We start from the raw sequence: 26,087 nt of genomic DNA, 5'->3' as shown, positions 1-26,087 counted from the left end.
GCACGGCCGGTGACAACAGCCTCAAAGGAATGTTGAAACCGGTCAGCACGGCTGCGCTGAAGCCGGTTTTGCGGCCGCCTCAGGCGACCTCGCCAATGCCATTGCAGTTGGACCGATGATTTCACGTTCCTGGCGACAGGATGCGCGCCTATTATTGCTGGAATACCCCGCCGAACGGTGACGCGTCATGATTTCGCTGACACGAATATTTGACTGGAATGGCACCGGCATCGCATGGGGCACGACCGGCTCGGGTCCACCCGTCGTGCTGGTCCACGGAACGCCGTTTTCCTCGCATGTCTGGCACCGGGTCGCTCCCGAACTGGCCCGTGACCACACGCTCTATTTCTACGATCTTCCGGGCTACGGGCGCTCAGAGCAACGGTCGGGCCAAGATGTCTCCCTGGGCATTCAGAACAAGGCGCTGGCGGCAATGCTAACCTTTTGGAGGCTCGAGCGGCCGAACGTCATTGCTCATGATTTCGGCGGCGCCACGGCCTTGCGCGCGCACCTGATCGACGGTTGCGACTATGAGCGGCTGCTGCTGGTCGACCCGGTTGCCGTGCGTCCTTGGGGCTCGCCCTTTGTTCAGCATGTCCGGCAACATGAGGCCGCTTTTGCGGGGACGCCGGATTACATCCAGGCGGCGATCCTGAAGGCCTATATTTCGGGTGCAGCCTACAGGCCACTATCGGATAGCGAGCTTGAGCCCTACATCGCGCCTTGGATGGGACCTGTCGGCCAGCCGGCCTTCTATCGCCAGATCGCCCAGATGGACCAATGCTTCACCGACGAGGTCGAACAGCGCTACCGAGAATTTCGCTGCCCGGTGTCGCTTCTGTGGGGACAGGAGGACCACTGGATATCGCCGGACAGTGGCAAGACGCTCGCCGCCCTGCTGCCGGATTGCGCCCTCACGCTTGTTCCCGGCTCTGGCCATCTCATGCAGGAAGACGCCCCGGAAACGATAGTGGCTGCGGCGCTTCGCTTTTTCGCCGGCTGACGTTTCTCTCAGCCGGCCAGATGCGGGAACAGGCCGAGCAGTCCGACGACGATCAGATAAAGCGCGACGATGTAGTTGAGGAGCCGCGGCATCACCAGGATCAGCACGCCGGCGATCAGCGAGATCAGCGGGGTGAGCGTAAGCGTGGAGATTGTCATGTCGGTATGCTTTCACGTGAACAATTCGGAGGAACCGCCTTTCAGGCGGGGCTACGGCAGCACGAGGGACGCGGCGCCGCCGCCACAAGCGATAACGACGAAGCCACCGGAAAGGTCCATCGCGCAAGAATGAACATCCGTTCAGGCGGCGTCGCGGTAATATTTCGCTGTTGGCAGAATGGACAAGGGTGTCAGCCGGTTGATAGCCGGATTGCCAAACATCAGCCTTTGCTCCGTCGCTGTCGATCTGAAGAACGGCAACCGGTCGAGTATCCGTTGAACATTCTCTTCATTGCCGGGAATTTCGAACAATGCGAGCGGAGGGAGAACGCCCGGAAACGCCTTGCCCGCAGTCCTCTGCGTGGCGCTGAAGAAGCGGGCATAAAATGCGGAATGCTCCAACTTAATCGGGATAAACATCGCGGTCTGGCGAAAATAACAGTAGGCCGCCATGCAAATCCTGAGCGTCAGGAAAGGCAGCACTCCGGGCGCCGGCGCGCTGTCGGGATCTGTCGCGAAGCGGGTTCCGTCGATGAAGGTTTCCCCGCGAGCAAGCCGGGGAAGCAATATTTCGGGATAAGCGTCGACCGAAGGCGAGTATGGCTGGTCACTGGAAATATAGTGGAGGCGCACTGTACTGACCAATTCGCCGTAGCAGTAGACACCGAACCGATAGGAATTGGGCAGATTGTCCCATCGATCCTCGAACATGCCGCCGGCGATCGGGCCGCACATACCTGAGCGCAGATAGGACTTATAGCGGAGTCTGTAGATCGCCTCCAGATCTTCGCCCCCGGTAATGAGACGATATTCGACATGATCCAGCAATTGCATCATGGATCGGTTGAGCGCCGAGTCGATCCTCGCGCTGGCCTCAACCGACGCACTCTTCTTCGCAGTATCCATTGCCAGTCCTCGAAATTCCGCCTGGAAGTAGGCTATTCGAGTTGAAATGAGACACAAGCTGAAAATTCAACATTGCTTATTTACCGCTTGTTAACCTTAACGACCGGGGTCGTTCACCGATTTTGGACACGAAAAAGCAAATGGCGCAGCCGGTGGTTGCCTGATCCGGTCCGGCGGCGGTCATCGAAATTATTCTGAAGTCAGATCTTGAAAGCGCCAAGACGTAGCGGGGTTTGGACGACGCCTGGGCGGTCATCATTTCATCAAGTGAACAATTGCTCTGTGTTTTTAAATGCAATTTCAGGTGGAGAACCACTCACACTTTTCCTGGAATTGCTTCGCTCAGACGCGATTCCGGACGGAAAACCGCTTCACATTTTTCCTGGAATTGCTTTTAGCTGGCTGTCCGTTTGCCGGCGATATGCAGGTCAGCGGCAAACGGCCATGTGACGGTCGACATCGTCTCGATGCCCGATGCGCTGAGCGCGGCGCCGAACAGGAAGCCCTGCAAGAAGTCCGGCTTGACCAAATGGACCAGCGTCTTCAGCTGCTCGAAGGTCTCGACCCCTTCGATGGTGACCGAAAGGCCCAATGTCCGGGACAGGCCGACGATTCCCTGCAGAAGGTCGAGCGACTGCCGGTTCTGGTTCACATCGACCAGGAAAGAGCGGTCGATCTTGATCTTGTCGAGCGGCAGCTTGTGCAGATAGCTCAGACTGGAGTAGCCGGTCCCGAAATCGTCAAGCGCGATGCGCGCGCCGAGAGCCTTCAATTCCTCGATCGACTCGCGCGTCAGCGACTTGTCGTCGAGCAGGGCGGTCTCGGTGACCTCGATTTCGAGCCGGTGCGCCGCAAGGCCCGACTTGGCCAAGGCATCCCTGACCTTCTCGACGATATCGCGATTGCGGAAATCCTTGGCCGAAAGGTTGACCGACACGCCGGTCTGGGCCGGCCATTTGGCGCATTCGGCGCACGCGGCTTCCAGCACGAAAGTGCTTATGTCGGAAACGATACCCATCTCCTCGGCCAGGGGGATGAAGACACTGGGTGAGATCGGGCCGAGATCGGGGTGGTCCCAACGGCAGAGCGCCTCGCAGCTGGCGATGCGCATGGTGTTTACAGCCACGATCGGCTGATAGACGACGCGCAATTCCCTGGCCTGCACGGCGTTGCGCAGATCGGCCTTCATCAGCTGGCGATTGCGGAAGGCGGCGTCCATGGCCGCCTCGAACAGCCTCCAGCTGTTCTTGCCGAGCTCCTTGGCCTTGTAGAGGGCAAGGTCGGCCTTGACGATCATGGCATCAACGTCGGTGTCCTTGACCTTGGACAGCACCGCGCCGCCGCTGGCCTGGATGCGCAAGCCGTGACCGGCAACGTCCACCTCACCCTGCAGGTCCGCGAATATATGGTCGAGGAGGGTGTTGAGATGGCTCTCGTCCTCGACACGGTCGAAGAAGATCATGAACTCGTCACCACCGAAGCGGCTGACATTGACACCTTGTCCGGCGACGGCCGCCAGGCGTTCGGCAACGGCGTAGATCAGCCCATCGCCAACCGGATGGCCGAGCGTGTCGTTGACGCTCTTGAAATCGTCGAGATCAATCACCGCCAGCGCGCACAGGCGGTCGCGGCTGCCCAACGCCATGGCTTCGCCGACCAGCTCATGGAAATAGGCGCGGTTCGGCAGGCCGGTAAGGCTGTCATAGCGCGCCATGAAGCGGATCTTTTCCTCCGCCTCGACGCGGGCCGTCACGTCCTCGAAGGTGATGACGCCGAGTTCCTGGCTGCCTTCACGGGCGGAGAATTCGTAATGCTGGCCGTTGGCGAGCGAGACCAGTACCTTGCGGTCGCGGCCTTCGCGCAGGGCGCGCGTCAGTTGCGCCTCGATGTAGCGGCAGTCCTTCGGGGCCAGCATGCCGCCGGCAACGCCGCGCAGCAGCAGGGAATGAATCGACCGGCCGAGCAGCTGGTCCGGCGATTTCAATGACATCAAATGTGCTGCCTCGGCGTTGGCGACGACCACCTTGCCGTTCGAGTCGAGCATGACAAGGCCATGCGACATCGTATTTAGCGCCCGATCGAACCTTTGCGCCAACTCCTTCGCCTGCCTGTGACCGATGACCGCCGAGAACAGAACGTTGCGGACATGGTCGGCGCTGCTGATGGTGACGATTGTCGTCGGAATGATCATCAGCCCGAGGACGAAGTCGGGGACGTCCATGCGCAGGAAGAGCGCAAGTGCTGCTGGCCCAATGAGGGTCACGGAAAAAATCTGCACCATGCGCCTGGATCCGTAGCTTCGGCCGACAACCGTGAGCAGGGTGGTCAATGCCAACGACACAGCCGCCAGTTCGGCGAAGTCATCGGGACGCAGGTAGATCGACACGAAACACAACGACCCCAACGCGAGGCCCTGCGCACTGCCTTTGAGAATGTAACCGCGTTCCCACGCCTCTGCCTTTTCGACAGTGGGTATAGGGCTGCCTGCCCTGTGGAAGCTGCGGATGCTGAAGTAACGCCAAAGGCTGATCGACAACAGAAGGAAGGCGAAGCCAAGATACAGCGGATCGTGCGTCCGCAGGTAGATCATCAATCCGAGGATCCAGTAGCATACGCCGCCGACCACCAGCATGTAGGCGTTGTCGGATAACGCCCGCACAAACTGGATATAAACATCCGCCGGGATGTCTTCGGTCTTTGCTCTGTCCATACCGTTGGCCCAACGCTAAGCCTTGTCATGCCACACCCGCCTTAAGAAAGGCTTAGAACGGCGGCTTTGGCCCGTTTGCCGAGGGCGGGCAAATGCAGTACAGATTGGGAAATCAAGCTTCAGGTAAACAAGGCGTGTCGATCACTCCGCGGCCTGAAGTTCAGGCCGCGCCGGCGTGTTGGCCAGCCGCTCGACAAGCCTTTTGCGCTCGCCATCGGCCTTTTCGGCGCTGACCTGCCTGACATGGCCGTAGCCGCGAATGAGCGCCGGCACCGAGGCCAGCGCCACGGCGGCCTCGATCCTGCCTGGGGCAAGTGCTGCCGCGACAAGCTCGAGATCGGCCTCATAGCGGGCCAGAAGCTGTCGCTCCATGCGCCGCTCGGCGCTGTAGCCGAACACATCGAAAGCCGTGCCGCGCAGGCCTTTCAGCGCCGCCAGCAGGCGAAAACCCTTCATCATCCACGGGCCGAAGTTCGATTTCTTCTGTTTACCGTCATTGCCGCGCCTGCCCATGATGGGTGGCGCCAGATGAAATTCGAGTTTTTCGTAGCTCTGGAACTGCTTCGACAGTTCCGTGGCGAAGGAGCCGTCGGTGTAGAGCCGCGCCACCTCATATTCGTCCTTGATCGCCATCAGCTTGAACAGGTTGTTGGCCGCCGCTTCGGTCACCGCGGTCGAGCCGGGCACGGCCTTTGCCTCGGCGGCACGCAAAACCGCCAGCTTTTCGCCATAGCGCCGTCCATAGGCGGCGTTCTGGTAGGCGGTGAGGAAAGCGACGCGGCGGGCGATCACATCGTCCAGCGTCTCGGCGATCGGCGCGGCCTTACCGGGCTGGGCGATGAGGCCGCGCACGAACTCCGGCTGATGCGCGGCGCGACGGCCCCAGCGGAATGCGGCGATGTTCATCGCCACCGCTTCGCCGTTCAATTCGATAGCCTTTTCAACGGCTTCTGCCGACAACGGCAGACCGCCATGCTGGAAAGCGAAGCCGAGCATGAACATGTTGGCGCCGAGCGAATTGCCGAACAGTTGCGTGGCGGTTCGCGTCGCGTCGAAGAAATGCGCCTTGTCGTCGCCGGCGGCAGCGCGGATCGCCTTCTTCAGCCGCTCGATCGGCAGCGAGAAATCGGCCGAGCGGGCGAATTCGCCGGGCATGATCTCGGCGGTGTTGGCAAGGAAGATGGTATGGCCTTCGCGCACGGCGCCAAGCACCTTCTTGGCGCCGGAGACGACGAGGTCGCAGCCGAGCACCAGGTCGGCCTTACCTGCCGAAACGCGGATGGCATGAATATCGTCCGGAGTGCGGGCGATGCGGACGTGGGTGAACACCGAACCGCCCTTCTGGGCGAGGCCGGCCATGTCGATCATGCCGCAGCCCTTGTCCTCGAGATGGGCAGCCATGCCGAGCACCGCGCCGATGGTGACGACACCGGTGCCGCCGACGCCGTCGATGATCGCCGCCCAACCCTCTCTGCCGAGTGGGAATTCAGCCGGGACCGGCACGCCATCGAGCGGATCGGTCCGTCCGGCAATGCCTTCAGCCTTGCGAATCTTGGCGCCGTGCACGGTGACGAAGGAGGGGCAGAAGCCGTTGACGCAGGAGAAATCCTTGTTGCAGCTCGACTGGTCTATTCTACGCTTGCGGCCGAACTCGGTCTCGACCGGCTGGATCGAGACGCAGTTCGACTGCACGCCGCAATCGCCGCAGCCCTCGCAGACCAGTTCGTTGATGAACACCCGCTTGTCGGGATCCGGGAAGGTGCCACGCTTGCGGCGGCGGCGTTTTTCGGCAGCACAGGTCTGGTCGTAGAGCAGCACCGAGACGCCTTTGACGTCGCGCAGCTCGCGCTGGACGAGATCGAGGTCGTCGCGGTGATGGATGGTGGCACTGGCCGGGAATTCGGCCTTGCCGGCATATTTGTCTGGCTCGTCGGTGACGATGGCGATGCGCTCGACGCCTTCGGCACGCACTTGCCTTGCGATCATGTCCACCGTCAGGCCGCCCTCATGCGGCTGGCCGCCGGTCATGGCGACGGCGTCGTTGTAGAGGATCTTGTAGGTGATGTTGGCGTCGGTCGACAGCGCGAAGCGGATCGCCAGTGTGCCGGAGTGGTTGTAGGTGCCGTCGCCGAGATTCTGGAAAATGTGGTCGCGCTTGGAGAACGGCGCCTGGCCGACCCATTGCGCGCCCTCGCCGCCCATGGCGGTGAAGCCGACCGTGTTGCGATCCATCCACAGCGCCATGAAGTGGCAGCCGATGCCGGCGGCAGCGATCGAGCCGTCTGGCACCTTGGTCGAGGAATTGTGCGGGCAGCCGGAGCAGAAGAATGGCGTGCGCGAACCAATATCGCTGGCATCGGCAAGCATCGCCTGGAACTGGCGCAGCTTCGCCACCTTCGCGGCGATCTCTTCCGAGGGACCGATGGTGCGCAGAATCCGCTCGCCCAGCGCAATGGCGATCTCGTTGGGGTCGAGCGCGCCTTTGGCCGGGAACAGCCAGTCGCCGCGCTCGTCCTTCTTGCCGACGATGGCCGGCTGGGTGGCGGTGCCATAGAGGTTTTCGCGCAGCTGCACCTCGATCAGCGAGCGCTTCTCCTCGACGACGACGATGGTGTCGAGGCCACGGGCGAATTCGGAGATATGCTGCAGATCAAGCGGCCACGGGCAGCCTACCTTGAACAGACGGATGCCGATGCGGTTGGCGGCGGCTTCATCGACGCCGATGTCTTCGAGCGCCTGGCGGACATCGAGATAACTCTTGCCCAGGGTGATGATGCCGAGCTTCGGGCGGCGGCCGCCCGAATAGATGATGCGGTTCAGCCCGTTGGCGTGGATGAAGGCGGACGCGGCAGCGCGCTTGTGCTCATGCAGCCGCTCCTCCTGGCCGAGCATGTCGATCTCGTGGCGAATGTTGAGGCCGCCGGGCGGCATGTCGAACTCCGGCACGACGATGTTCAGCCGCTCGAGCGCGGCATCGACGGAGGCCGTCGATTCGATGTTGTCCTTGACGCATTTGATCGCCGCCCATGTGCCGGCAAAACGCGACATGGCAAAGCCGTAGAGACCGTAGTCGATGATCTCCTGGACACCGGCCGGGTTGAGGATCGGCACCATGGTGTCGACGAACAGGAATTCGGTGGCATGCGCATTGGTCGAGGATTCGGCCATATGGTCGTCGCCCATCAGAGCGAGCACGCCGCCATGCTTCGACGAGCCGGCGAGGTTGGCGTGGCGGAAGACATCGCCGGAACGGTCGACGCCCGGCCCCTTGCCGTACCAGACCGAAAACACCCCGTCATGCGTGCCCTCGCCCAGCAATTCCGTCTGCTGTGAGCCCCAGCAGGCGGTGGCGGCAAGCTCCTCGTTGAGACCGGGCTGGAAGACGATATCGGCCTGCGCCAGCTGTTTTTTCGCTCGCCACAGCTGCATGTCCAGGCCGCCGAGCGGCGAGCCGCGGTAGCCGGAAACGAAGCCGGCCGTGTTGAGGCCGGCGCGGCGGTCGCGCTCGCGCTGCATCAACAGCATGCGGATGACCGCCTGCGCGCCGGACAGGAAGATGCGCTCCTTGCCAAGGTCGAACTTGTCGTCGAGCGCGACGTCATGCAGCGTCATCAGGCATTTCCTCTGCGGAGGCGGCGGGGGGCAGGCAGCCAACGTAGGAGTGAGATGGCGCAGTCTTTCTCCGCTTGCAAGGCAGGTCAAACGAAATCGAAAGTGCCAGGCAAAGCGCAATGAACGGTCGCCCGTTATCGCTGCTCCCGCACGAAACCGATCCTCAGCGGCTGTGCGGCGACCGAAAATTTCTACTGAGTCGCGTCGGGCAAAAACACGTCAGCCTTTCGAGCAATCAGGCTTGGGCTCGCCCGGCAGCTTGCCGTCGGGATGGCCGGCAAGGTCAGGATTGGCCGTATAGAGCTGGTCGACCACCAGCGGCCGGTCGGGCAGGATCGACTGGTCCTCCGTCGAGATCAGCGTGGTGTCGATCTTCTGCAGGAATGTGCCGTCAGGACCCCTGATGCTGATGGAGATCGCATAAGGCTTGTCCTTGACGATACAGGTCAGCGCCGGGCTTTCCAGGCTGACCTTGTCGAGCTTCGGCCAAACCTTCTGCTCGACCACCAGGGGAGGACCGCCGGCGGGGTTCTGGAAGCTGGCGACCGCCACCTGGCCCTCGCCCATCGGCTGCAGGGGCCGCAGCGTCACGACATAGGTCGCCCGGGCGAGACGGTAGTTGAAGACGACGACCTTGCCGGAAACCTCGAACAGCTTGCCATCGCCGCCGGTGTCGCGGCAGGCGCCGAGCGCGACGGCGGCAATGAGTGCTGCGCCGACAAGGATCGAACGAAAAAACCCCCTAGGCATTCTTGACCTCATGAGGCGCCGTGCGGCGGCGGCGATAGTGACGGCTTGCTTTCTGGCGGTTGCCGCACACCGCCATGTCGCACCAGAGACGGCTGGAATTGCGGCTTCTGTCGACGAACAGCCAGCTGCAATTGGGACAGATCCTGAGCCTGGCAACTGTATCGTCGCGCAGCAGCGACAAGGCTGAAACCGCCAGCGCCGCCTCAAAGGCGATCGGTGTCGCCGGATCGCCGAACGGCCTTCCCGGCGCGCCGATTTCAGCTGGGCTGTGCTCAAGACCGCCGGCGCAAGCCTTGAGAAAGACAGCCAGATCGTCGGCGGCAAGCGCACCTTTCGACACCGCGCCGCGAAACAGGCGGTCGGTCGTCTCGCGGATCGACAGAACCACGGGCGCGATCCTGTCCGGCGAGGCAGCCTCCAGCCGCCTGCCGCCAAGCTCGGCGCCGCGAAAGCCGGTGGCGGCCTCGGCAAAGCGCGCGATCTCGGCCGGATCAGCAAACCGGTCGAAGGTCTTTTCGGGATCGTTGCGCAGCACCACGGTGTTGGCCGTGTCGAGCGCAAGCATGCCGCCAGTGAAGCGATGCGGGGTCCAGGATACCGTCATATCAGAAATCTAACCGATAAATCGCGTTTGACAAGTTAGATTCCACGATGCAAACCTTGGCCCGGGCGCGGCCTCCGCTGCCTTTTTTGTTTGAGCATGTCGTCGCCCCAAAACCGCTTTGCACTTTTGGGCGACATGCTCTGAGGTCTGTCTATGCTCTATTTCTTCCAGCAGGTGCTGAACGGGCTGCATTCAGGCGCGCTCTATGCGCTGCTCGCCTTTGGCTACGTGCTGACCAACGGCATCCTGCATCGGACCAATCTCGCCTATGGTGCACTGTTCGCCTTTTGCGGCCAGACGATGATCCTGACCGTGGCCTTCGGTTATCAGGTATTGTGGCTGACCTTGCTGGCGGCGGTGGTGCTCGGCGTCGTCACGGCTTTCCTCTACGCCGGACTGATCAGCCACGTGCTGTCGCGTAGCGTCTTCGAACCGCTGGCCGAACGTACGCCCAATGCGATTGTGGTGACGACGCTCGGCATCCTGCTGGTGCTGTCGGAAGCCAGCCGCATTGCCGCCGACACGCATGACTGGTGGCTGCCGCCGATGCTGGCGCAGCCCGTTGTTTTCGCGCAAGGCGCCGGCTTCCAGGCGACGCTGACTCTCATCCAGCTCATCGACTGCGCGATAGTTCTGGCGGCAATCATGCTCGCCGCATGGGCGTTCGCCCGCTCCGGCTTCGGCCGCCGCTGGCGCGCCGTCTCCGACGATCCCCAGGCGGCAGCCCTGTGCGGTGTCGATGTGCGCAGGGTGTTCCGGCAAGCGGTGCTGTTCGGCGGCTTCTGCGCCGCGCTGGCCGGCGTCATGGCCGGGCTCTACTACGGCAATGTCAGCTTCGGCTCAGGCCTCATCTACGGGCTGAAAATCCTGTTTGTCACGGCAGTGGGCGGCTATCTCTCGCCGCCGCGGGCTGCGCTCGGTGCGGCCGCCTTCGGCATGGCGGAGTCGTTATGGGCCGGCTATTTCCCGATCGAATGGCGCGATGGCTGGATGTATCTGTTCCTGGTCGCAGCACTCGTGCTGATCGGTCCCGGCCGCGACCAGCAGAAGATCGCCTGATCGCCGAATCCGGCGTCAGACTTTGGTTGCATGACGCAGCAGCCGGCCGGCACTTTATCCCCTGCCTCAAGTCACAACGGCGTTGATCGCGCCCCTGCCATGTTGACCCGCCGGACCATGCACGGCATACCGTTGGGCCACAGCGGCGCGACGGAAAATAAGGGGAGCCGGCGCGCCTTCGACACAAGGGAGGAATGCATGGCAGGGCTGCTCGCTCTATCCAGAACGATTGACCGTATGAACGAGTTCATCGGCAGATGGATATCGTGGCTGATACTGCTGGCAATCCTGGTCAGCGCCGCCAATGCCGTCATCCGCAAGATGTTCGACATCTCGTCCAATGCCTGGCTGGAACTGCAGTGGTACCTGTTCGGCGCCGCCTTCATGCTGGCCGCCGCCTATACGCTGAAGCAGAACGACCACATCCGCATCGACATCGTCTACGGCATGTTCTCGCGCCGCGTGCAGCACTGGATCGACCTGCTCGGCCATCTCTTCTTCCTGATGCCGTTCGTGACGTTGATGGTGATCTATTTCGTGCCTTACGTGTCGCTGTCGTTCCGCAGCGGTGAAATGTCGAACAATTCCGGCGGCCTGATCATCTGGCCGGCCAAGGCGATCCTGCTCGTCGGCTTCTTCCTGCTGGCCCTGCAAGGCATCTCCGAGATCATCAAGAAGATCGCCATCATGCGCGGCGACATGGACGATCCCAATCCGTTCATCTCGGCGCACGAACAGGCCGAGCTCGAGGCGAAAGCCCTCGCCGAAGAAGCCAAGGCGCTCGCCCAGGAGGCACGCCCATGATGGAGTTCATCGCCCAGAACATGGCGCCGATCATGTTCGCCTCGCTGATCATCTTCCTGCTGATCGGCTACCCCGTCGCTTTCTCGCTCGCCGCAAACGGCCTGATGTTCTTCTTCATCGGCGTCCTGCTGTCTCCCTATTCGGGCGGCTCGATCAACCTCGCCTGGCCGCTGCTGCACGCCTTGCCGGACAATTTCTACGGCAGCAGGGTGATGTCGAACGACACGCTTCTGGCGATCCCGTTCTTCACCTTCATGGGCATCGTGCTCGAACGATCCGGCATGGCGGAAGATCTGCTCGACACGATCGGCCAGCTGTTCGGGCCGATCCGTGGCGGGCTTGCCTATGCGGTGATCTTCGTCGGCGCGCTGCTGGCTGCCACCACCGGCGTGGTGGCGGCGTCGGTCATCGCCATGGGACTGATCTCGCTGCCGATCATGCTGCGCTATGGCTATGACCGACGGCTGGCATCGGGCGTGATTGCGGCATCCGGCACGCTGGCGCAGATCATCCCGCCGTCGCTGGTGCTGATCGTGCTCGCCGACCAGCTCGGCCGCTCGGTCGGCGACATGTATGCCGGCGCGCTGATCCCGGGCCTGGTCCTGACCGGCCTTTACACACTCTACATCCTGATCATGTCGATCGTCCGGCCGAACTCGATGCCGGCCCTGCCGCTGGCGGCCCGCACCCTCGGCCACGGTGTCGTGTCGCTCCTGGCGGCACTGCTGGTGGCAGTCGCGGCTTCCTATGCGGCCTATCGCTATCTTGCGCCGACGCATGGCGACAATGCCGATATCCTTGGCGCCAGCGTCGGCGTGGCTCTGATCTACATCGTGGCTATCGCCGACAAGGGCCTGAACATCAACATGATGTCCAGGCTGGCGCAGCAGGTGATCATCGTTTTGATCCCGCCTCTGGCGCTGATCTTCCTGGTGTTGGGCACCATCTTCCTCGGCATCGCCACCCCGACGGAGGGCGGTGCCATGGGCGCGGTCGGCGCCCTTGCCATGGCCGCGATGAAGGGGCGGCTGTCGCTGGATGTCATCAAGCAGGCGCTCGCCTCGACGACGCGGCTGTCGTCCTTCGTGCTGTTCATCCTGATCGGCGCGCGGGTGTTCTCGCTGACCTTCTATGGCGTCAACGGCCACGTCTGGGTCGAGCATTTGTTGACGTCGCTGCCGGGCGGCGAGGTCGGCTTCCTGATCGGCGTCAACATCCTGGTCTTCGTGCTCGCCTTCTTCCTCGATTTCTTCGAGCTCGCCTTCATCATCGTGCCGCTGCTGGCGCCGGCTGCCGACAAGCTCGGCATCGACCTGATCTGGTTCGGCGTGCTGCTCGGCGTCAACATGCAGACCTCCTTCATGCACCCGCCTTTCGGCTTTGCATTGTTCTACCTGCGATCTGTCGCCGCCCGCGTGCCCTATCTCGACCGCCTCACCGGCAAGCAGATCGCGCCGGTGACCACCGGCCAGATCTATTGGGGCGCGGTGCCCTTCGTCTGTATCCAGGTGATCATGATCGGGCTGACCATCGCATTCCCGCAAATGGTGATGCGCTACAAGGGTGCGGCCGTCGATCCGGGTACGATCGAGATCAAGTTGCCGGACATGCCAGGCCTTGCGCCTCTCGGCACACCACCGCCAGCCGATGGCGGCGCATCACCCGCGGCGCCATCGTCGAACGATTTGTCGCAGCCACCGAACTTCGGCGAGACGCCACCCGCCAAGCCGGCGGCGCCGGCGACCGACCTGTCGCAGCCGCCGAACTTCAACTGATGGCTAGAGCGTTTCGCCGTTTAGCGGAAACGGCGAAACGCTCTATCTCTTTGTTTTGACGCAATTCCGGACGGAAAACCGCTTACACTTTTCCTGGAATTGCTCTGAGTGAGGACGTCATGAGAGCTGTGCGCTTGGAAGCCGTGGGTAGCATTGCGCTGCGGGAAGTGGACAAGCCCGTTGCGGGGCCGCAGGATGTCCTGGTGCGCGTCGAAGCCTGCGGCGTTTGCGGCACCGACCGTCATCTCCTCCACGGCGAATTCCCTTCGAGCCCGCCGGTTACACTTGGTCACGAATTCTGCGGCATCGTCGAGGCTGTCGGAGAAGCGGTTTCCGGCATCGTCGTGGGCGACCGGGTCACCGGCGATCCTAACATCTCCTGCGGGCGCTGCAGTCATTGCCGGGCAGGCCGCGTCAATTTGTGCAGCAATCTCAGGGCCATCGGCATCCATCGCGACGGCGGCTTCGCCGACTATGTCGTGATGCCGCAGAGCCAGGCTTTCCTTCTGCCTGCGAACCTCAAGCCAACGCATGGCGCCTTCTGCGAGCCGCTGGCATGCTGCCTGCACGCTGTTGACCTCGCCGGCATCAGGCCCGGCGCTTCCGTGGTGGTGCTCGGCGGCGGCGTCATTGGCCTGCTTACCGTGCAATTGGTCAGGCTCGCAGGAGCGTCGACAATCATCCTGTCGACGCGGCAGGCCCCCCGCCGGGCGCTCGCCGAAGAGCTCGGTGCAACGGCGACGGTCGACCCAAGTACCGTTGACTCGATCGAGGCCATCGCCGGCCCGGCCGGCCTTGTGCCCGGTGGGGCCGATGTGGTGCTCGAATGCGCGGGTGTCCCCGATACCGTCGAACAATCGATGCGGCTGGCGAAGTCGGGCGGTACGGTTGTGATTGTCGGCGTGATGCCGCAAGGCATGAAGGTGCCCTTCGAACCGTTCGACCTCTTGTTTCGCGAACTGAAGGTTCTCGGCTCGTTCATCAACCCCTTCACCCACAGGCGGGCGGCGGACCTTGTTGCGTCCGGGGCAATCGAGATCGACAAGCTCGTTTCAAGACAGGTCGGCCTCGAGGAAGCCCCCTCGGTGATCGCCAATCCGGCCGCGCCCGGCGAGGTCAAGGTGCTGGTGGTGCCGGGAATAGGCTGAGGGTGCGACCCTCCATCCTGCAACGTTGGCGATTGGCGAAACCGGCGATGACAGCGCCCCTCTCCCCGTCACTATACGGGGAGAGGATGCCGGCAGGCAGGTGAGGGGCAGCGTCAACCTTGGAAAGATAAGGTACAATTCGGGGCGCCTACCAAACCCAGGCGATCAATCGCCAAAGCCTGCGCCGCCCCTCATCCCCCTGCCGGGACCTTCTCCCCGTATAGTGACGGGGAGAAGGGGCTAATCCCCGCCTACAGCTTGCCGTTGCGCTGCTGGACCATCATGAAGGTGTCGTAATTGTACTCGGCCACCTGCGCCCAGAGATAGTGCTCCTTGCGGAAGCCCTTGATCGAGTCCCAGATCTTCTTGAACGGTGCGTTCGAGGCTTCCATCTCGGCGTAGACCTCATTGGCCTTCTCGAAACAGGCGGCCATGATGTCCTGGCTGAACGGGCGCAATTTCGCGCCCCCGGCCACCAGCCGCTTCACTGCCGCAGGATTGAGATGGTCGTATTTCTGCAGCATGTTGGCGTCCGCCGCTTGCGCGGCGGTGTGCACCAGCGACTTGTAGGCAGGCGAAAGCTCTTCGTATTTCGCCTTGTTGAACAAGAGATGGACGGTCGGGCCGCCTTCCCACCAGCCGGGATAGTAGTAGTAGGGCGCGACCTTGTAGAAGCCGAGCTTCTCGTCGTCATAGGGGCCGACCCATTCGGCGGCGTCGATCGTGCCCTTTTCCAGCGCCGGATAGATGTCGCCGCCGGCGATCTGCTGCGGCACGACACCGAGCTTCGAGACGACTTTGCCGGCAAAGCCACCGATGCGCATCTTGAGGCCGGAAAGGTCGGCGACGGTGTTGATCTCCTTGCGGAACCAGCCGCCCATCTGCACGCCGGTATTGCCGCCGGGCAGGCCGAAAAGACCTTGCGTAGCGAGGAACTCGTTGAACAGGTCGATGCCGCCACCATGGTAATGCCAGGCGTTCATGCCACGCGCATTGAGCGAGAACGGCACTGCCGCACCCAGCGCCCATGTCGGGTCCTTGCCCCAGTAATAGTATGACACCGTGTGGCAGGCCTCGACGGTGCCGGCAGTGGTGGCGTCGGCGGCCTGCAGGCCGGGCACGAGTTCGCCGGAAGCAAAGACTTGGACCTGGAAATTGCCGTCTGTCGCCTCCGACAGCATCTTGGAGAAGACTTCCGCGCCGCCATAGATCGTATCGAGCGACTTGGGGAAGGACGACGCCAACCGCCACGTCACTTTCGGATTGGACTGGGCGATTGCCGGCGCGGCAAGCGTGGCGGCAGCCGCCGCGGCGCCCACGCCGGTGACCCCTGCCTTGCGGATGAATGAACGACGATCCATGCAGTTCCTCCCTATTGGACCAACAAACCGACATCAGGGACATCTCCTCACGCCCCGGCATCGGTTTGGCCGAAACAATACACGGGCAAGGGGTCGAGTCCAGCATGGCAGCGGGATTTGACGGCGGCGCGGGTGACAAATCCGCAGGCTTGGCGCCCGGCCTGCAACTATAGTCTAACGTTTATGGCGTGGCCCATGCGAGACAATGAAACTTGCCATGGAAAAGCGCCTTCGGATCGCCTATTTTGCAGGCACAATAGCCTATTCGCTTCGCGTCAAAGGGAATCCGGACCTAAAATGCACCAGCCGCTCGTCGCCATCTCGACCGACGTCCGTCAGTTCGACAACTACACCTGGCATGCCGCCCCACAGCAATATATCGAGGCAGCACTTTCCGGTGCCGGCGTGTTCCCGCTTCTGGTGCCGTCCTTCGGCGACCGGCTCGATTTCGATGAATTGTTGTCGTCGGTCAACGGCGTCATGGTCACCGGCTCGAAATCCAACGTGCATCCCTCGCTCTATGGCGGCGACGCCAGCGAGGCCAACGGCCCCTACGATCCGGCCCGCGATGCCACCACGCTGCCGCTAATCCGCAAGGCGATCGAGCGCGGCGTGCCGCTGCTTGCCATCTGCCGCGGCATCCAGGAGTTGAACGTGGCGCTGGGCGGCACGCTCGGCACCGAGATCCAGGAGCGCGAAGGCTCGCTCGACCACCGCGCGCCGGTGAGCGACAACCAGGACGAACGCTTCGCCATTCACCAGACCATTTCGATCAAGCCCGGCAGCTGCCTGGCCGGCGTGTTCGGCGCCGGCGACATCAAGGTCAACTCGCTGCACCGCCAGGGGATCGACCGGCTTGGCTCCAAGTTGCAGGTCGAAGCGGTGGCCGGCGACGGCACGGTCGAGGCTGTTTCGGTGAAGGATGCCCGCGCCTTCGCCGTCGGCGTGCAATGGCACCCCGAATACTGGGTCAAGTCGGACAGCAACTCGGCCAAGATTTTTCGCGCTTTCGGCGATGCGGTGCGCCTGCACGCGGCGGCGAAAACCGGCGCGCGGGCTGCGGCCGAATAATCGATCGTATCAGTTGCCGGGTTGATCTGGGCTGTCGGTTGTCGCCAACGACAGCAGCGGCAAGGCCGGCGCGTAGGATTCGTAGCCATCGCCGTCGGCAACCGAGAAGGTGACGATCGGGTCGACGCCGTCGGCACTGAAAGCCACCGTGCCGTCCTGCTCCTCGCGCCAGAATTTCGCTCGCTCAATGCCGGGCAGCAGCCGGCGGCAATTCGGCGCCACCGTCAACAATAAAAGGCCATCGTTAATCGCGGCGCCGCGGGTGACCGCGCAGTCGCCTTCATCGCCATTGGCGACCAGCCTAAAGCTGGTGGACGGCGTGACCTCGCCGGCAGCGCTTTGCCCAGCGCCACCGTGAAACAGCTGAACGCCGCCGAATAGCGCCGCCGCGGTAGTCAATACGGAAAGTGTCTTCATTCTGGTACTCATCCACGCATACGCCCTGGATGAATAATCATTTCGAAGGGTTAAGCTGACGTTAATAAATGTGGCCGTCGCGCCCCGGCGTTAACCTGATGCCTTCACATTCACCGTCTCCGGCACCGGCGTCAGCGGCCGGCGCTCGCTGAACCAGGACACCAGATTGTCGACGCACAGGTCCGCCATGGCGCGGCGCGTGTGGTGCGAGGCCGAACCGACATGCGGCAGCAACGAGGTGTTGGGCGCTTCGAGCAAGGCCTTGGGTACATTCGGTTCGTCGGCAAAGACGTCGAGCCCGGCGGCGGCGATGACGCCGTTGGCAAGGGCTGCCGCAAGAGCCGGCTCGTCGACTGTGCTGCCGCGGCCGATGTTGACGAACACGCCATTGGCGCCAAGCGCAGCCAGGATTTCGGCATTGACCGCCTTTTCGGTGGAAGCGCCGCCCGGCACCACGGAAATCAGCGTGTCGACCGCTTCGGCAAGACCTTTCAGCGTCGGGTGGTATTGGTAGGCGAGACCTTCAACCTTGCGCCGGTTGTGATAGGCGACCGGCAGCCCGAACGCTTCCAGCCTCCGCGCAATGGCAAGGCCGATGCGGCCCATGCCGAAAATGCCGACATGACGGCCGCGCAAGGTCAGCCGGCTCAGCGGATAGTTGCCCTTCTTCACCCAGCTGCCGTCGCGCAGCCATTTCTCGGCAGTGTACAGTTCGCGCACGGTGTTGAGCAAAAGGCCGATCGTGGTGTCGGCGACCTCCTCGGTCAGAACATCGGGCGTGTTGGTGACCATGATGTTTTTCTTGGCTGCGTGAACGGCATCCACCGAATCGTAGCCGACACCGAAGGAAGCGATGAGTTCGAGCTTGGGCAATGCATCCATCAATGCCGCATTGACACCGGCGAAGGAGGCAATGGCGCGGACGTCACGGCGCATTTCGTCGGTGACAAGTGCGGGATCGGCGCGTTCGATCTTGACCCGTCTGAAGGTGCGGTCGATGCGCTCGACCGCATGGTCGTTGAAATGCCCCGGCACCAGAACGGCGACGGAATTCAATTGTTCGGCCGTGGTCATACACGCTCCACCGGCTTGCCGGTCGACTGGCGCACATGCAGTTCCGGCTTGATCAGTTCCTGCGACGGCCGTACCGCCTGTCCGTTCAACTTGTCGAGCAGCGCGCTGGCGGCGCGGCGGCCGACCTCGCGCTGGCCGTTCCAGACTGTGGTGAGTGCCGGTGTCGCGATTGCCGCCTCCTCGAGATCGTCATAGCCGGTGACCGAGATATCGGCGCCAGGCACCAGGCCGGCGCGGGCAATGCCGTTCATCAGGCCGATGGCGACGAGATCATTCCAGCAGCAGGCGGCGGTTGGCTTGTCTTTGAGCGCCAAAAACTGTCCAGCCGCCTCGAATCCGCCCTGCTTTGTGCGCGGGCCGGGAATGCGCCAGGACGGCCTGACTTCCAGTCCGGCCGCTTCCATGGCGTTGAGGTAACCCTGATAGCGGTCGCGTCCAGTCGAGGTCTGGTCGGTGCCGCCGATCATGGCAATGCGCTTGTGGCCGAGCGAGATCAAATGATTGGTGGCGAGCGCTGTGCCGTAGGCATCGTCGCCGCGAAACACCGGCACGTCGGCGCCCTCGACGGTGCGCGCGATCAGCACCGCCGGCAGGCCGTTTTCCTCGGCCATGACGATGTCGGAGGCCGGTGTGCCGATCGCCGGCGACATGATGACGCCATCGGCGCCAAGCTGCAGCAGCGTGTCGATGAAGGTGCGCTGCTTTTCCAGCTGGTCGTAATGGTTGGAGAGGATGAAGGTCTGCCGGCTGCGGTCAAGCTCGCTCTCGATCGAGCGCAGGATCTCGGCAAAGAACGGGTTCATGATGTCGTGCACAACGACGCCGACAATACCCGAACGCGAGGTGCGCAGCGAGGCGGCGCGGCGGTTGTAGATATAGCCGATGGCGCGGGCATGTTCCTTGATGCGATCGCGCGTGGCGCCTGCGACCAGCGGGCTGTCGCGCAAGGCGAGGGAGACCGTGGCCGTAGACACGCCAAGCGCATCCGCGATCGTCGAAAGCTTGATCTTCTGTGCCAGCCCTTCGCTCCCCGAGTTTTTTAAATTTTTTAAATGCGGCGTTATGCCATCGGATACGGAGCAAATCAAAGTTTTTTCGCCAGCGCCTCCGCTTCGACGTCGACAGTCGTGCGATTGCGCAGCCGCAAACGGTGCTCGCGATGGATGATGTAGAGGCCGCTGGCGACGATGATTGCCGCGCCAACCAGCGTCCAGCGGTCGGGAAATTGGTGGAAGATGATCCAGCCGGACAGGATCATCCAGACCATCTGCGAATAGGGGTACGGCGCCAGCGCCGTGGTGGTCGCCAGGCGGTAGGCCTGCACCAGCATCCAGTGGCCGCCGGCGCCGAACACGCCCAGCATCACCAGAATGAACCAGTGCCAGCCATCCTGCGGTAGCGAATGCGAGAACGGCAGCATCGGCAAAAGCAGCACGGCCGGCGCTAGCGCCGAAAACAGGATCAGGCTTTCCGAGCTTTCGCTGGCCGACATGCGCCGCGTCATGATGACGTAAAAGGAGTTCGACAGCATCGAGCCGAGCGCGAAGAGATGTCCGACGCCGAACACGCCGACGCCCGGCCTTGTGATGACGAGCACGCCGACAAAGCCTGACAGGATCGCCAGCCAGCGCCGCCACCCCGCCCATTCGCCAAGCAGCGGTCCGGCAAGAGCGGTGATCACCATCGGGCCGAAGAAATAGATCGAGGTGGTTTCGGCCAGTTGCAGGGTTTTGAGTGCCATGACGTTGCACATGGTCGAGCCGAACAGCAGCCCGCCGCGCAGGATATGGGCTGGCAGGTTGTTGGCGCGGAACCGCGACGGCTCGCGCCAGCCGCGCAGAAAGACGCCGACAAGCAGGACATGGACGGTGAAGCGCGCCCAGGCGACGATCAGGGCCGAGACGCCGGCCAGCACCAGATATTTGCTCGACGTGTCGAGGAAGGTGAAAAACACGTAGGTCGAAAGCATGAACAGCATCGCCGCGGGCGGCGTTGCGCTTTCGTCTGATTTTGCGGGAACGTTCAATGTCAGGCCGGACAGGGAGGATAGAAGCCTACCTTTGCGGCAATCGCCTGTACCCGGCAAGCCAAAAGCGACTGGCACAACAGGCGCAGGGCACAGGCTCAGCGAATTGCACCGCAACTGCCTACGAATTACGCATGCATGCGGGCGCCTTTGGTGATCTTGTCGACGAGTTTCTTGTCAGCACGCAGCGCGATGCCGACGATCTTGGCGTCATCTGGCGCAAACTCGGCGAAGACGGCACGGTTGGCGACGTCGTGGCCGGTGGCAAACATTTCTTCGACATAGGCTGACGTCGTCACGCCGCGTTCCAGCGCCCTCTGGTGGATCGCATTGAGCGTCGGGCCATCCGCCGACAGCACGATGACCGGCTGGATCGACAGCGGATTGTAGAGATTGCCGGCGCGGTCGCGATAGGGTTCGCCGATGATGTCAGGGAATTGCGCGACGATGCCGCTGGTCAGGAACGCGGTGACGTTAAGCTTCTGCCAGCCCGCGAGATCGTCCCTCAGCACGATTGCAAATTTTGTATCGAACACCAAAATGAGGACTCCGGGAGTTGGCCCGCAAAGGGCAGGATAGGCGATGGCGCAGGGTCTAAACGGTGAGGCGACACAAGGTCTTGAACGTTCGTGCGCGGATGAGGACCGGATCGTTTCAGCGCCGGGCAGCACCGGCATCGAGCGCATCGAGGCGCATTTCCATGGCAACGCCTTCGACCTGCACCGTCACGACACCCTTGCCGTCGGCGTGACGCTTTCCGGCGTGCAGCGCTTCCACTACCGGGGCGCCGTCAACCACAGCCTGCCGGGCCAGGTGATCGTGCTGCATCCAGACGAAGTGCACGATGGCGGCGCCGGCACCGAGGATGGCTTGCGTTACCGGATCCTCTATCTGGAGCCGTCGCTGCTGCTCGACTGCCTCGACGGCGCGCCGCTGCCCTTCGTCAGGGATGCGGTGGTGAGCGATGCTGCCTTGCGCGGCACGTTGCTATCGGCCTTGGCGCCGCTCGACGAAGAACTGGACGGGCTTTTCGTCGCCGATTTCGTTGCGGAGCTGGCGCAGCATCTCGGGCGTCATGCCGGACAGTCGGCAAAGCCGATGGGAAAGACGGCCTGGCGCGCCGCGGCACTGGCGCGAGACTATCTCGAGGAGAATGCCGAGCGGGCAGTCCGTTCCGACGAGCTGGAGGCGATCACCGGGCTCGACCGCTATGCGCTGTCACGCCATTTCCGCGCGACCTATTCCACCAGCCCGCATCGTTTCCTGCTGATGCGCCGGCTGCAAAAGGCAAGAAGGATGATCGCGGCGGGCGAGCCCCTGGCCGAGATCGCCGTTGGCGCCGGCTTCAGCGATCAGAGCCATTTCAACAGACATTTCAAGAAAGCATTCGGCCTGACGCCCGGACGCTGGTCGGCATTGGTGCGCGGACCTTCGATGGCGGCTTAGCTCAAGACGTGCTGATCAATCGTCGATGTCGGTCTCGTCGTCGACGAGCACCAATTCCTCGTTCGACAGATTGGCTTCGATGCGGGCGAGCAGCTTGAACAGCGTCTTCTGCTCTTTCTTGTCGAGGCCCTTCAAGGCCTGTTTTTCCGTCTTCTTCACCGATTTCTCGATGGCGTGGATGATTTCGCGACCGGCATCGGTGAGGAAAATATGCGCCTGGCGAGCGTCTGCCGAGGAGGCGCGCTTTTCAAGAAAGCCCTGCGCCTGCAGCCGGTTGATGGTCTTGGTGATGGTCGGCGGGCGCACGCCGAGGCGGCCGGCGAGATTGCCGGGCGTCTGCCCGTCCTCGCGGTCGAGCGTCAGCATAATCTGGTCCTGGCCGGCATAGAAGCCGTGCGCCAGAAGCCTTGCCGCCAGCGCGGTCCTTGCCAGCCTTGCCGCCGAATGCAGCCGGCTCATCGTTGCAGTCTTGTCCGCCTTGGCCATGGTGATCCCTCTTCGGCCGTACCGGTGCGTGCAGCATAGACGCAGCCGGCCGGTTGGCAATCGACGATCAAAAGATTCCGGCTTTCGAAACAGCTTTGCCGGCAAGCATTTGTGGTGCCCACCGTGGTGATGCCAGATGTTTATTTCAGTTAGATGACAAACGAGTTTCCGCCAAGGCGATTGCAGTGGTTTGAGACGGCGCGGCTTTGCACAGGTCAACGAAGAGGCGTTCAGGCGACGCGCTGGATGATCGGCATCCCTACCACACTGCCTGTTCGGGGGATGTTTCGGTTCACCCACCCGCTCCGTCACCCTCTGGGTCAAACGCCCAGGCGGTTTGCCCCGTGCAAAAGGCTGGCACACATCCTATATCAGGCCAACAATCCCTTCGTGCGGCCCGGAATTTCGCGGCCCAGTCATTCGAGGCAAGACATGAGCGATGCACAGACGACGCAGATCCCCGTGACCGTTCTCACCGGCTATCTCGGCGCCGGCAAGACGACCTTGCTCAACCGCATCCTATCGGAAAACCACGGCAAGCGTTACGCCGTCATCGTCAATGAATTCGGCGAGATCGGCATCGACAACGAGTTGATCGTGGAATCCGACGAGGAAATCTACGAAATGAACAATGGCTGCGTTTGCTGCACGGTGCGCGGCGACCTGATCCGCGTCGTCGAAGGCCTGATGCGCCGTCCCGGCCGTTTCGACGCCATCGTCGTCGAGACCACCGGCCTCGCCGACCCGGTGCCGGTGGCGCAGACCTTCTTCATGGACGACGACGTGCGCTCCAAGACCAAGCTCGACGCTGTCGTGGCGCTGGTCGACGCCAAGCATCTGCCGCTCAGGCTCAAGGACTCCAGGGAAGCCGAGGACCAGATCGCCTTCGCTGACGTCGTCGTGCTCAACAAGACCGATCTGGTCACGCCGGAAGAGCTGGCCAAGGTCGAGGCGACCATCCGCGCCATCAACCCGGCGGCCAGGATCCATCGCACCACGCGGGCCGGCGTAGCGCTGTCCGAAGTGCTTGACCGCGGCGCCTTCGACCTGTCGCGCGCGCTGGAGAACGACCCGCATTTCCTCGAAGCGCACGATCATGATCACGACCACCATGACCACGACCATGATCACCACGATCATGACGGCCACGATCATCATCATCACCATGATCACGCGCACCCCTCCGACATTCACGACGTGACGGTGCAGTCGGTGTCGCTGCGCGGCGGCGAGATGGACCCGAAGAAATTCTTCCCGTGGATCGAGAAGGTCACCCAGATGGAAGGCCCCAACATCCTGCGGCTGAAAGGCATCATCGCGCTTAAGGGCGACGACGAGCGCTATGTCATCCAGGGCGTGCACATGATCATCGAAGGCGACCACCAGCGCGCCTGGAAGGACGGCGAAAAGCATGAAAGCCGGCTGGTCTTCATCGGCCGCGAACTCGACGCCGAGCGGCTGAAGAAGAGCTTTGACGCCTGCCAGGCGGCTTGATTTCGAAACTCTATGGCGCTAGCGCTGCGCCCTTCTTCCTTCTCCCCTTGTGGGAGAGGGTGGCCGAGCGAAGCTCGGTCGGATGAGGGGTGCTCCAGCTTGGCAAGGACGGCGATCCTTCCAACACCCCTCATCCGTCTCGGCGCTGCGCGCCGATCCACCTTCTCCCACAAGGGGAGAAGGTTGGCGCCACGCCTGGCCGCGCCAGCGGCTTCCCGGGGATGGCGACAATTCATTGGAATGGATGTGATGCCCACAGTCGCCCCGCTTGATCTCGATAGCCATTGCCTTGCCGCCGTCTTCCTCGACAACGTGCCGCATTTTGCGCTGGCCGATGGCGCCGTTCATCGGCTCGACAATGGCCACAAGACAATTCAGGCCAATGACGGCCTGCTGTCCACGTTCCATGACGCCGCCAATGACCGGCTGATCACCAGCGGCGAGGACGGCAAGGTGTTTTCCGTTACGGCCGGCGGCAATGTCGGCGAACTGGCGAGCGCCGGCAAGAAGTGGATCACCAGCGTCGCCGCCGGGCCCCAAGGCGCCATCGCCTTTGCCTCGGGCAAGACCGCCTTCGTGCGCTTTGCCGATGGCAAGACCCGCGAATTTGCCCATCCGCGTTCGGTCGAGGGGCTGGCCTTCTCGCCCAAGGGCATGCGTTTCGGCGTCGCCCGCTACAATGGCGCGACGCTGCATTTCCCGGCCGCCGAGGGCAAGCCGGTGGAGCTAGAATGGGCCGGCGCCCACACCGGCATTACCTTTTCGCCCGATGGTGCCTTCCTGGTCACCACCATGCAGGAAAACGCATTGCATGGCTGGAAGCTTGCCGACGGCAAGCACATGCGCATGACCGGTTACCCCGGCAAGGTCAAAAGCCTGTCGTGGAGCGTGAAGGGCAAATGGCTGGCGAGCTCCGGCGCGCCGGCGGCAATCGTCTGGCCGTTTTCGGGCAAGGACGGCCCGATGGGCAAGGCGCCGCTGGAGCTCGGCACCCGCGGCAACGCCATGGTGACATCGGTCGCCTGCCATCCAAGCCAGGATGTCGTGGCCGTCGGCTATGATGACGGCATGGTGATGGCAGTGCGCTTCGCCGACGCCAGGGAGGTGCTGTTGCGCCGCCCGGGCAAAGGCGCCATCACCTCCATGATGTGGGACAAGGAAGAGCGACGCGTCGCCTTCGGCAGCGCCGCCGGCGACTGCGGCGTTATCGACATTTCGGCCTAAACTCAGCGGACCCGGGCGGCCAGCCGAAGCGGCTTTCGCCGCAGCGACAGCCCGTCGTGCATGTTGAGTGACAAAAGCGCAATGTTGACGGCGCCGGCCGTCAGTTCGATCGCTTGGACGATCATGAACAGGATGTCGAAACGCCCGGCATCGGCAAGGCTGCTGAGCAGGACAGCTGAGGGCACCAGCACCAGCAACCCGTTGGCGGCGACGATACGCATGCGCCGTTTCTTGCGCGCGACGACCGGGCTCCTCCACCCCTTGCCGAGCGAGAAGCCGGACGCGCCGGCGACGATCATCGCCGGGATGAGCACGGCCATGCCGGCCAGCACACAGTTTTTGACCGTTGTGACCGCGGCCGGGTCGCCGAACAGCTCAACTGTGGCCGTCGACAGCCAGAAGACCGAAACTGTGATGAGCGCGATGGCGCCCGCCGCTGCGTGAATCCAGGTTTTCATCTTCATCTCCATAGCAAGCTATATATCATTGCATAGCATGCTATTCAACTGCTATCTGGCGGACATGGCATTTCAGAAGGAACGATCCGCCGGATTCCTGGCCAACCACATGGCACGGCTGTTCGCCAACGGGCTGCAGCAGCGCATCCGGCCGCTCGGTCTGGCGCCGGCTCAGTTCATGGCGCTGCTGGCTCTGTGGGATGAAGATGGCCTGACTCAACGTGAACTCGTGCAGCGGCTCAGCGTCGAGCAGGCGACGATGGCCAACACGCTGATCCGCATGGAGCGCGACGGGCTGATCGAACGACGCTCACACCCCGAAGACGGGCGCTCGCAGTCGATCCATCTCACCGCTAAGGCCATTGCCCTGCGCGAACCCGCGACACAGGCGGCGCGTTCACAGAACGAAGCAGCTTTGGTTGACCTAAGCGAAGATGAGCGGCTGGTGTTTCTCGACCTGATGCGGCGCGCCATCGCGTCGATGCAGTCGGACTGACAGCA

Annotated in this window: 24 protein-coding genes; 10 read left to right on the top strand and 14 right to left on the bottom strand. The window is 62.7% G+C overall.

The features are described from left to right. Nucleotides 1-187: 187 nt before the first annotated feature. Complete coding sequence (locus tag AC1D1L_RS02990) at nt 188-1,003, top strand: alpha/beta fold hydrolase (protein ID WP_477338680.1); 816 nt, start codon at nt 188-190, stop codon at nt 1,001-1,003. An 8-nt stretch (nt 1,004-1,011) separates the two neighbouring features. Here AC1D1L_RS02990 and AC1D1L_RS02985 read toward each other — a convergent pair whose 3' ends face one another. The 6 genes from AC1D1L_RS02985 to AC1D1L_RS02960 form a co-directional block, all read right to left on the bottom strand. Then, the gene (locus tag AC1D1L_RS02985; RefSeq protein ID WP_112563742.1) at nt 1,012-1,161 is read right to left on the bottom strand and encodes a DUF3096 domain-containing protein; all 150 of its coding nucleotides are present in this window, start codon (nt 1,159-1,161) and stop codon (nt 1,012-1,014) included. 141 nt (nt 1,162-1,302) lie between these two features. Then, nucleotides 1,303-2,067 carry an N-acyl amino acid synthase FeeM domain-containing protein gene (locus tag AC1D1L_RS02980; RefSeq protein WP_477338678.1) on the bottom strand — a complete coding sequence of 255 codons (765 nt, stop codon included), beginning with the start codon at nt 2,065-2,067 and terminating at the stop codon, nt 1,303-1,305. A gap of 394 nt (nt 2,068-2,461) precedes the next feature. Beyond that, entirely contained in the window at nt 2,462-4,777 is a 2,316-nt protein-coding gene (locus tag AC1D1L_RS02975) for a putative bifunctional diguanylate cyclase/phosphodiesterase (protein WP_477338676.1), read from the bottom strand. Between the two features lie 141 nt (nt 4,778-4,918). Further along, nucleotides 4,919-8,389 carry an indolepyruvate ferredoxin oxidoreductase family protein gene (locus AC1D1L_RS02970; RefSeq protein WP_477338674.1) on the bottom strand — a complete coding sequence of 1,157 codons (3,471 nt, stop codon included), beginning with the start codon at nt 8,387-8,389 and terminating at the stop codon, nt 4,919-4,921. Between the two features lie 219 nt (nt 8,390-8,608). Further along, nucleotides 8,609-9,139 carry a hypothetical protein gene (locus AC1D1L_RS02965; protein ID WP_376740371.1) on the bottom strand — a complete coding sequence of 177 codons (531 nt, stop codon included), beginning with the start codon at nt 9,137-9,139 and terminating at the stop codon, nt 8,609-8,611. After that, nucleotides 9,132-9,743 (bottom strand): CGNR zinc finger domain-containing protein, encoded by a 612-nt coding sequence (locus AC1D1L_RS02960; protein ID WP_112563752.1) that lies wholly within the window; start codon nt 9,741-9,743, stop codon nt 9,132-9,134. The genes AC1D1L_RS02965 and AC1D1L_RS02960 overlap by 8 nt, the downstream gene beginning before the upstream one ends. Before the next feature lie 153 nt (nt 9,744-9,896). On the opposite strand from AC1D1L_RS02960, the gene AC1D1L_RS02955 reads away from it, so the two are divergent. From AC1D1L_RS02955 to AC1D1L_RS02940, 4 genes are all read left to right on the top strand, one after another. After that, a complete protein-coding gene (locus AC1D1L_RS02955) occupies nt 9,897-10,802 on the top strand; it encodes a branched-chain amino acid ABC transporter permease (RefSeq protein ID WP_477338671.1) in 906 nt (301 codons plus the stop codon). A 198-nt stretch (nt 10,803-11,000) separates the two neighbouring features. Further along, nucleotides 11,001-11,606 carry a TRAP transporter small permease subunit gene (locus AC1D1L_RS02950; protein WP_203277661.1) on the top strand — a complete coding sequence of 202 codons (606 nt, stop codon included), beginning with the start codon at nt 11,001-11,003 and terminating at the stop codon, nt 11,604-11,606. Beyond that, nucleotides 11,603-13,381: a TRAP transporter large permease gene (locus AC1D1L_RS02945; RefSeq protein ID WP_477338669.1), complete on the top strand. Its 1,779-nt coding sequence runs from the start codon at nt 11,603-11,605 to the stop codon at nt 13,379-13,381. Before AC1D1L_RS02950 ends, AC1D1L_RS02945 begins: the two co-directional genes overlap by 4 nt. A 119-nt stretch (nt 13,382-13,500) precedes the next feature. Continuing rightward, entirely contained in the window at nt 13,501-14,529 is a 1,029-nt protein-coding gene (locus tag AC1D1L_RS02940) for a zinc-dependent alcohol dehydrogenase family protein (protein ID WP_477338667.1), read from the top strand. Nucleotides 14,530-14,780: 251 nt separating this feature from the next. Here the strand turns inward: AC1D1L_RS02940 and AC1D1L_RS02935 are convergent, their stop codons facing one another. Then, nucleotides 14,781-15,890: a TRAP transporter substrate-binding protein gene (locus AC1D1L_RS02935; protein WP_477231993.1), complete on the bottom strand. Its 1,110-nt coding sequence runs from the start codon at nt 15,888-15,890 to the stop codon at nt 14,781-14,783. A 297-nt stretch (nt 15,891-16,187) separates the two neighbouring features. Here AC1D1L_RS02935 and AC1D1L_RS02930 point away from each other — a divergent pair, with 297 nt between their 5' ends. After that, a complete protein-coding gene (locus AC1D1L_RS02930) occupies nt 16,188-16,961 on the top strand; it encodes a gamma-glutamyl-gamma-aminobutyrate hydrolase family protein (RefSeq protein WP_477338665.1) in 774 nt (257 codons plus the stop codon). Nucleotides 16,962-16,970: 9 nt separating this feature from the next. Here AC1D1L_RS02930 and AC1D1L_RS02925 read toward each other — a convergent pair whose 3' ends face one another. From AC1D1L_RS02925 to AC1D1L_RS02905, 5 genes are all read right to left on the bottom strand, one after another. After that, a complete protein-coding gene (locus tag AC1D1L_RS02925) occupies nt 16,971-17,378 on the bottom strand; it encodes a hypothetical protein (protein ID WP_477338663.1) in 408 nt (135 codons plus the stop codon). A 90-nt stretch (nt 17,379-17,468) separates the two neighbouring features. Continuing rightward, on the bottom strand, nt 17,469-18,452 hold the full coding sequence (locus AC1D1L_RS02920; RefSeq protein WP_477338661.1) for a 2-hydroxyacid dehydrogenase: 984 nt from the start codon (nt 18,450-18,452) through the stop codon (nt 17,469-17,471). After that, nucleotides 18,449-19,471 (bottom strand): LacI family DNA-binding transcriptional regulator, encoded by a 1,023-nt coding sequence (locus AC1D1L_RS02915; RefSeq protein ID WP_112563795.1) that lies wholly within the window; start codon nt 19,469-19,471, stop codon nt 18,449-18,451. The genes AC1D1L_RS02920 and AC1D1L_RS02915 overlap by 4 nt, the downstream gene beginning before the upstream one ends. Before the next feature lie 65 nt (nt 19,472-19,536). Then, a complete protein-coding gene (locus tag AC1D1L_RS02910; protein ID WP_352582468.1) occupies nt 19,537-20,421 on the bottom strand; it encodes a DMT family transporter in 885 nt (294 codons plus the stop codon). Between the two features lie 185 nt (nt 20,422-20,606). Then, entirely contained in the window at nt 20,607-21,014 is a 408-nt protein-coding gene (locus AC1D1L_RS02905; protein WP_477338659.1) for a DUF2000 family protein, read from the bottom strand. A gap of 46 nt (nt 21,015-21,060) precedes the next feature. On the opposite strand from AC1D1L_RS02905, the gene AC1D1L_RS02900 reads away from it, so the two are divergent. Further along, the gene (locus tag AC1D1L_RS02900) at nt 21,061-21,924 is read left to right on the top strand and encodes an AraC family transcriptional regulator (RefSeq protein WP_477338657.1); all 864 of its coding nucleotides are present in this window, start codon (nt 21,061-21,063) and stop codon (nt 21,922-21,924) included. 15 nt (nt 21,925-21,939) lie between these two features. Here AC1D1L_RS02900 and AC1D1L_RS02895 read toward each other — a convergent pair whose 3' ends face one another. After that, the gene (locus tag AC1D1L_RS02895) at nt 21,940-22,410 is read right to left on the bottom strand and encodes a MarR family winged helix-turn-helix transcriptional regulator (protein ID WP_477338655.1); all 471 of its coding nucleotides are present in this window, start codon (nt 22,408-22,410) and stop codon (nt 21,940-21,942) included. A 432-nt stretch (nt 22,411-22,842) separates the two neighbouring features. Between AC1D1L_RS02895 and AC1D1L_RS02890 the strand changes: the two genes are divergently transcribed. Both AC1D1L_RS02890 and AC1D1L_RS02885 read left to right on the top strand, forming a co-directional pair. Next, nucleotides 22,843-23,904 carry a CobW family GTP-binding protein gene (locus tag AC1D1L_RS02890; RefSeq protein WP_477338654.1) on the top strand — a complete coding sequence of 354 codons (1,062 nt, stop codon included), beginning with the start codon at nt 22,843-22,845 and terminating at the stop codon, nt 23,902-23,904. Nucleotides 23,905-24,153: 249 nt separating this feature from the next. Further along, nucleotides 24,154-25,128, top strand: a complete 975-nt coding sequence (locus AC1D1L_RS02885) for a WD40 repeat domain-containing protein (RefSeq protein ID WP_477338652.1) — start codon at nt 24,154-24,156, stop codon at nt 25,126-25,128. 2 nt (nt 25,129-25,130) lie between these two features. Here the strand turns inward: AC1D1L_RS02885 and AC1D1L_RS02880 are convergent, their stop codons facing one another. Further along, nucleotides 25,131-25,586 carry a hypothetical protein gene (locus AC1D1L_RS02880; RefSeq protein ID WP_477338650.1) on the bottom strand — a complete coding sequence of 152 codons (456 nt, stop codon included), beginning with the start codon at nt 25,584-25,586 and terminating at the stop codon, nt 25,131-25,133. A 64-nt stretch (nt 25,587-25,650) separates the two neighbouring features. On the opposite strand from AC1D1L_RS02880, the gene AC1D1L_RS02875 reads away from it, so the two are divergent. Then, nucleotides 25,651-26,082, top strand: a complete 432-nt coding sequence (locus tag AC1D1L_RS02875; protein WP_477338648.1) for a MarR family winged helix-turn-helix transcriptional regulator — start codon at nt 25,651-25,653, stop codon at nt 26,080-26,082. The last annotated feature ends 5 nt before the right edge of the window (nt 26,083-26,087 follow it).

This window comes from Mesorhizobium sp. P2_D6 (assembly GCF_056404315.1).
Note: the sequence above shows the minus strand (reverse complement) of the source record. Positions and strands in the feature narration are given on the sequence as shown.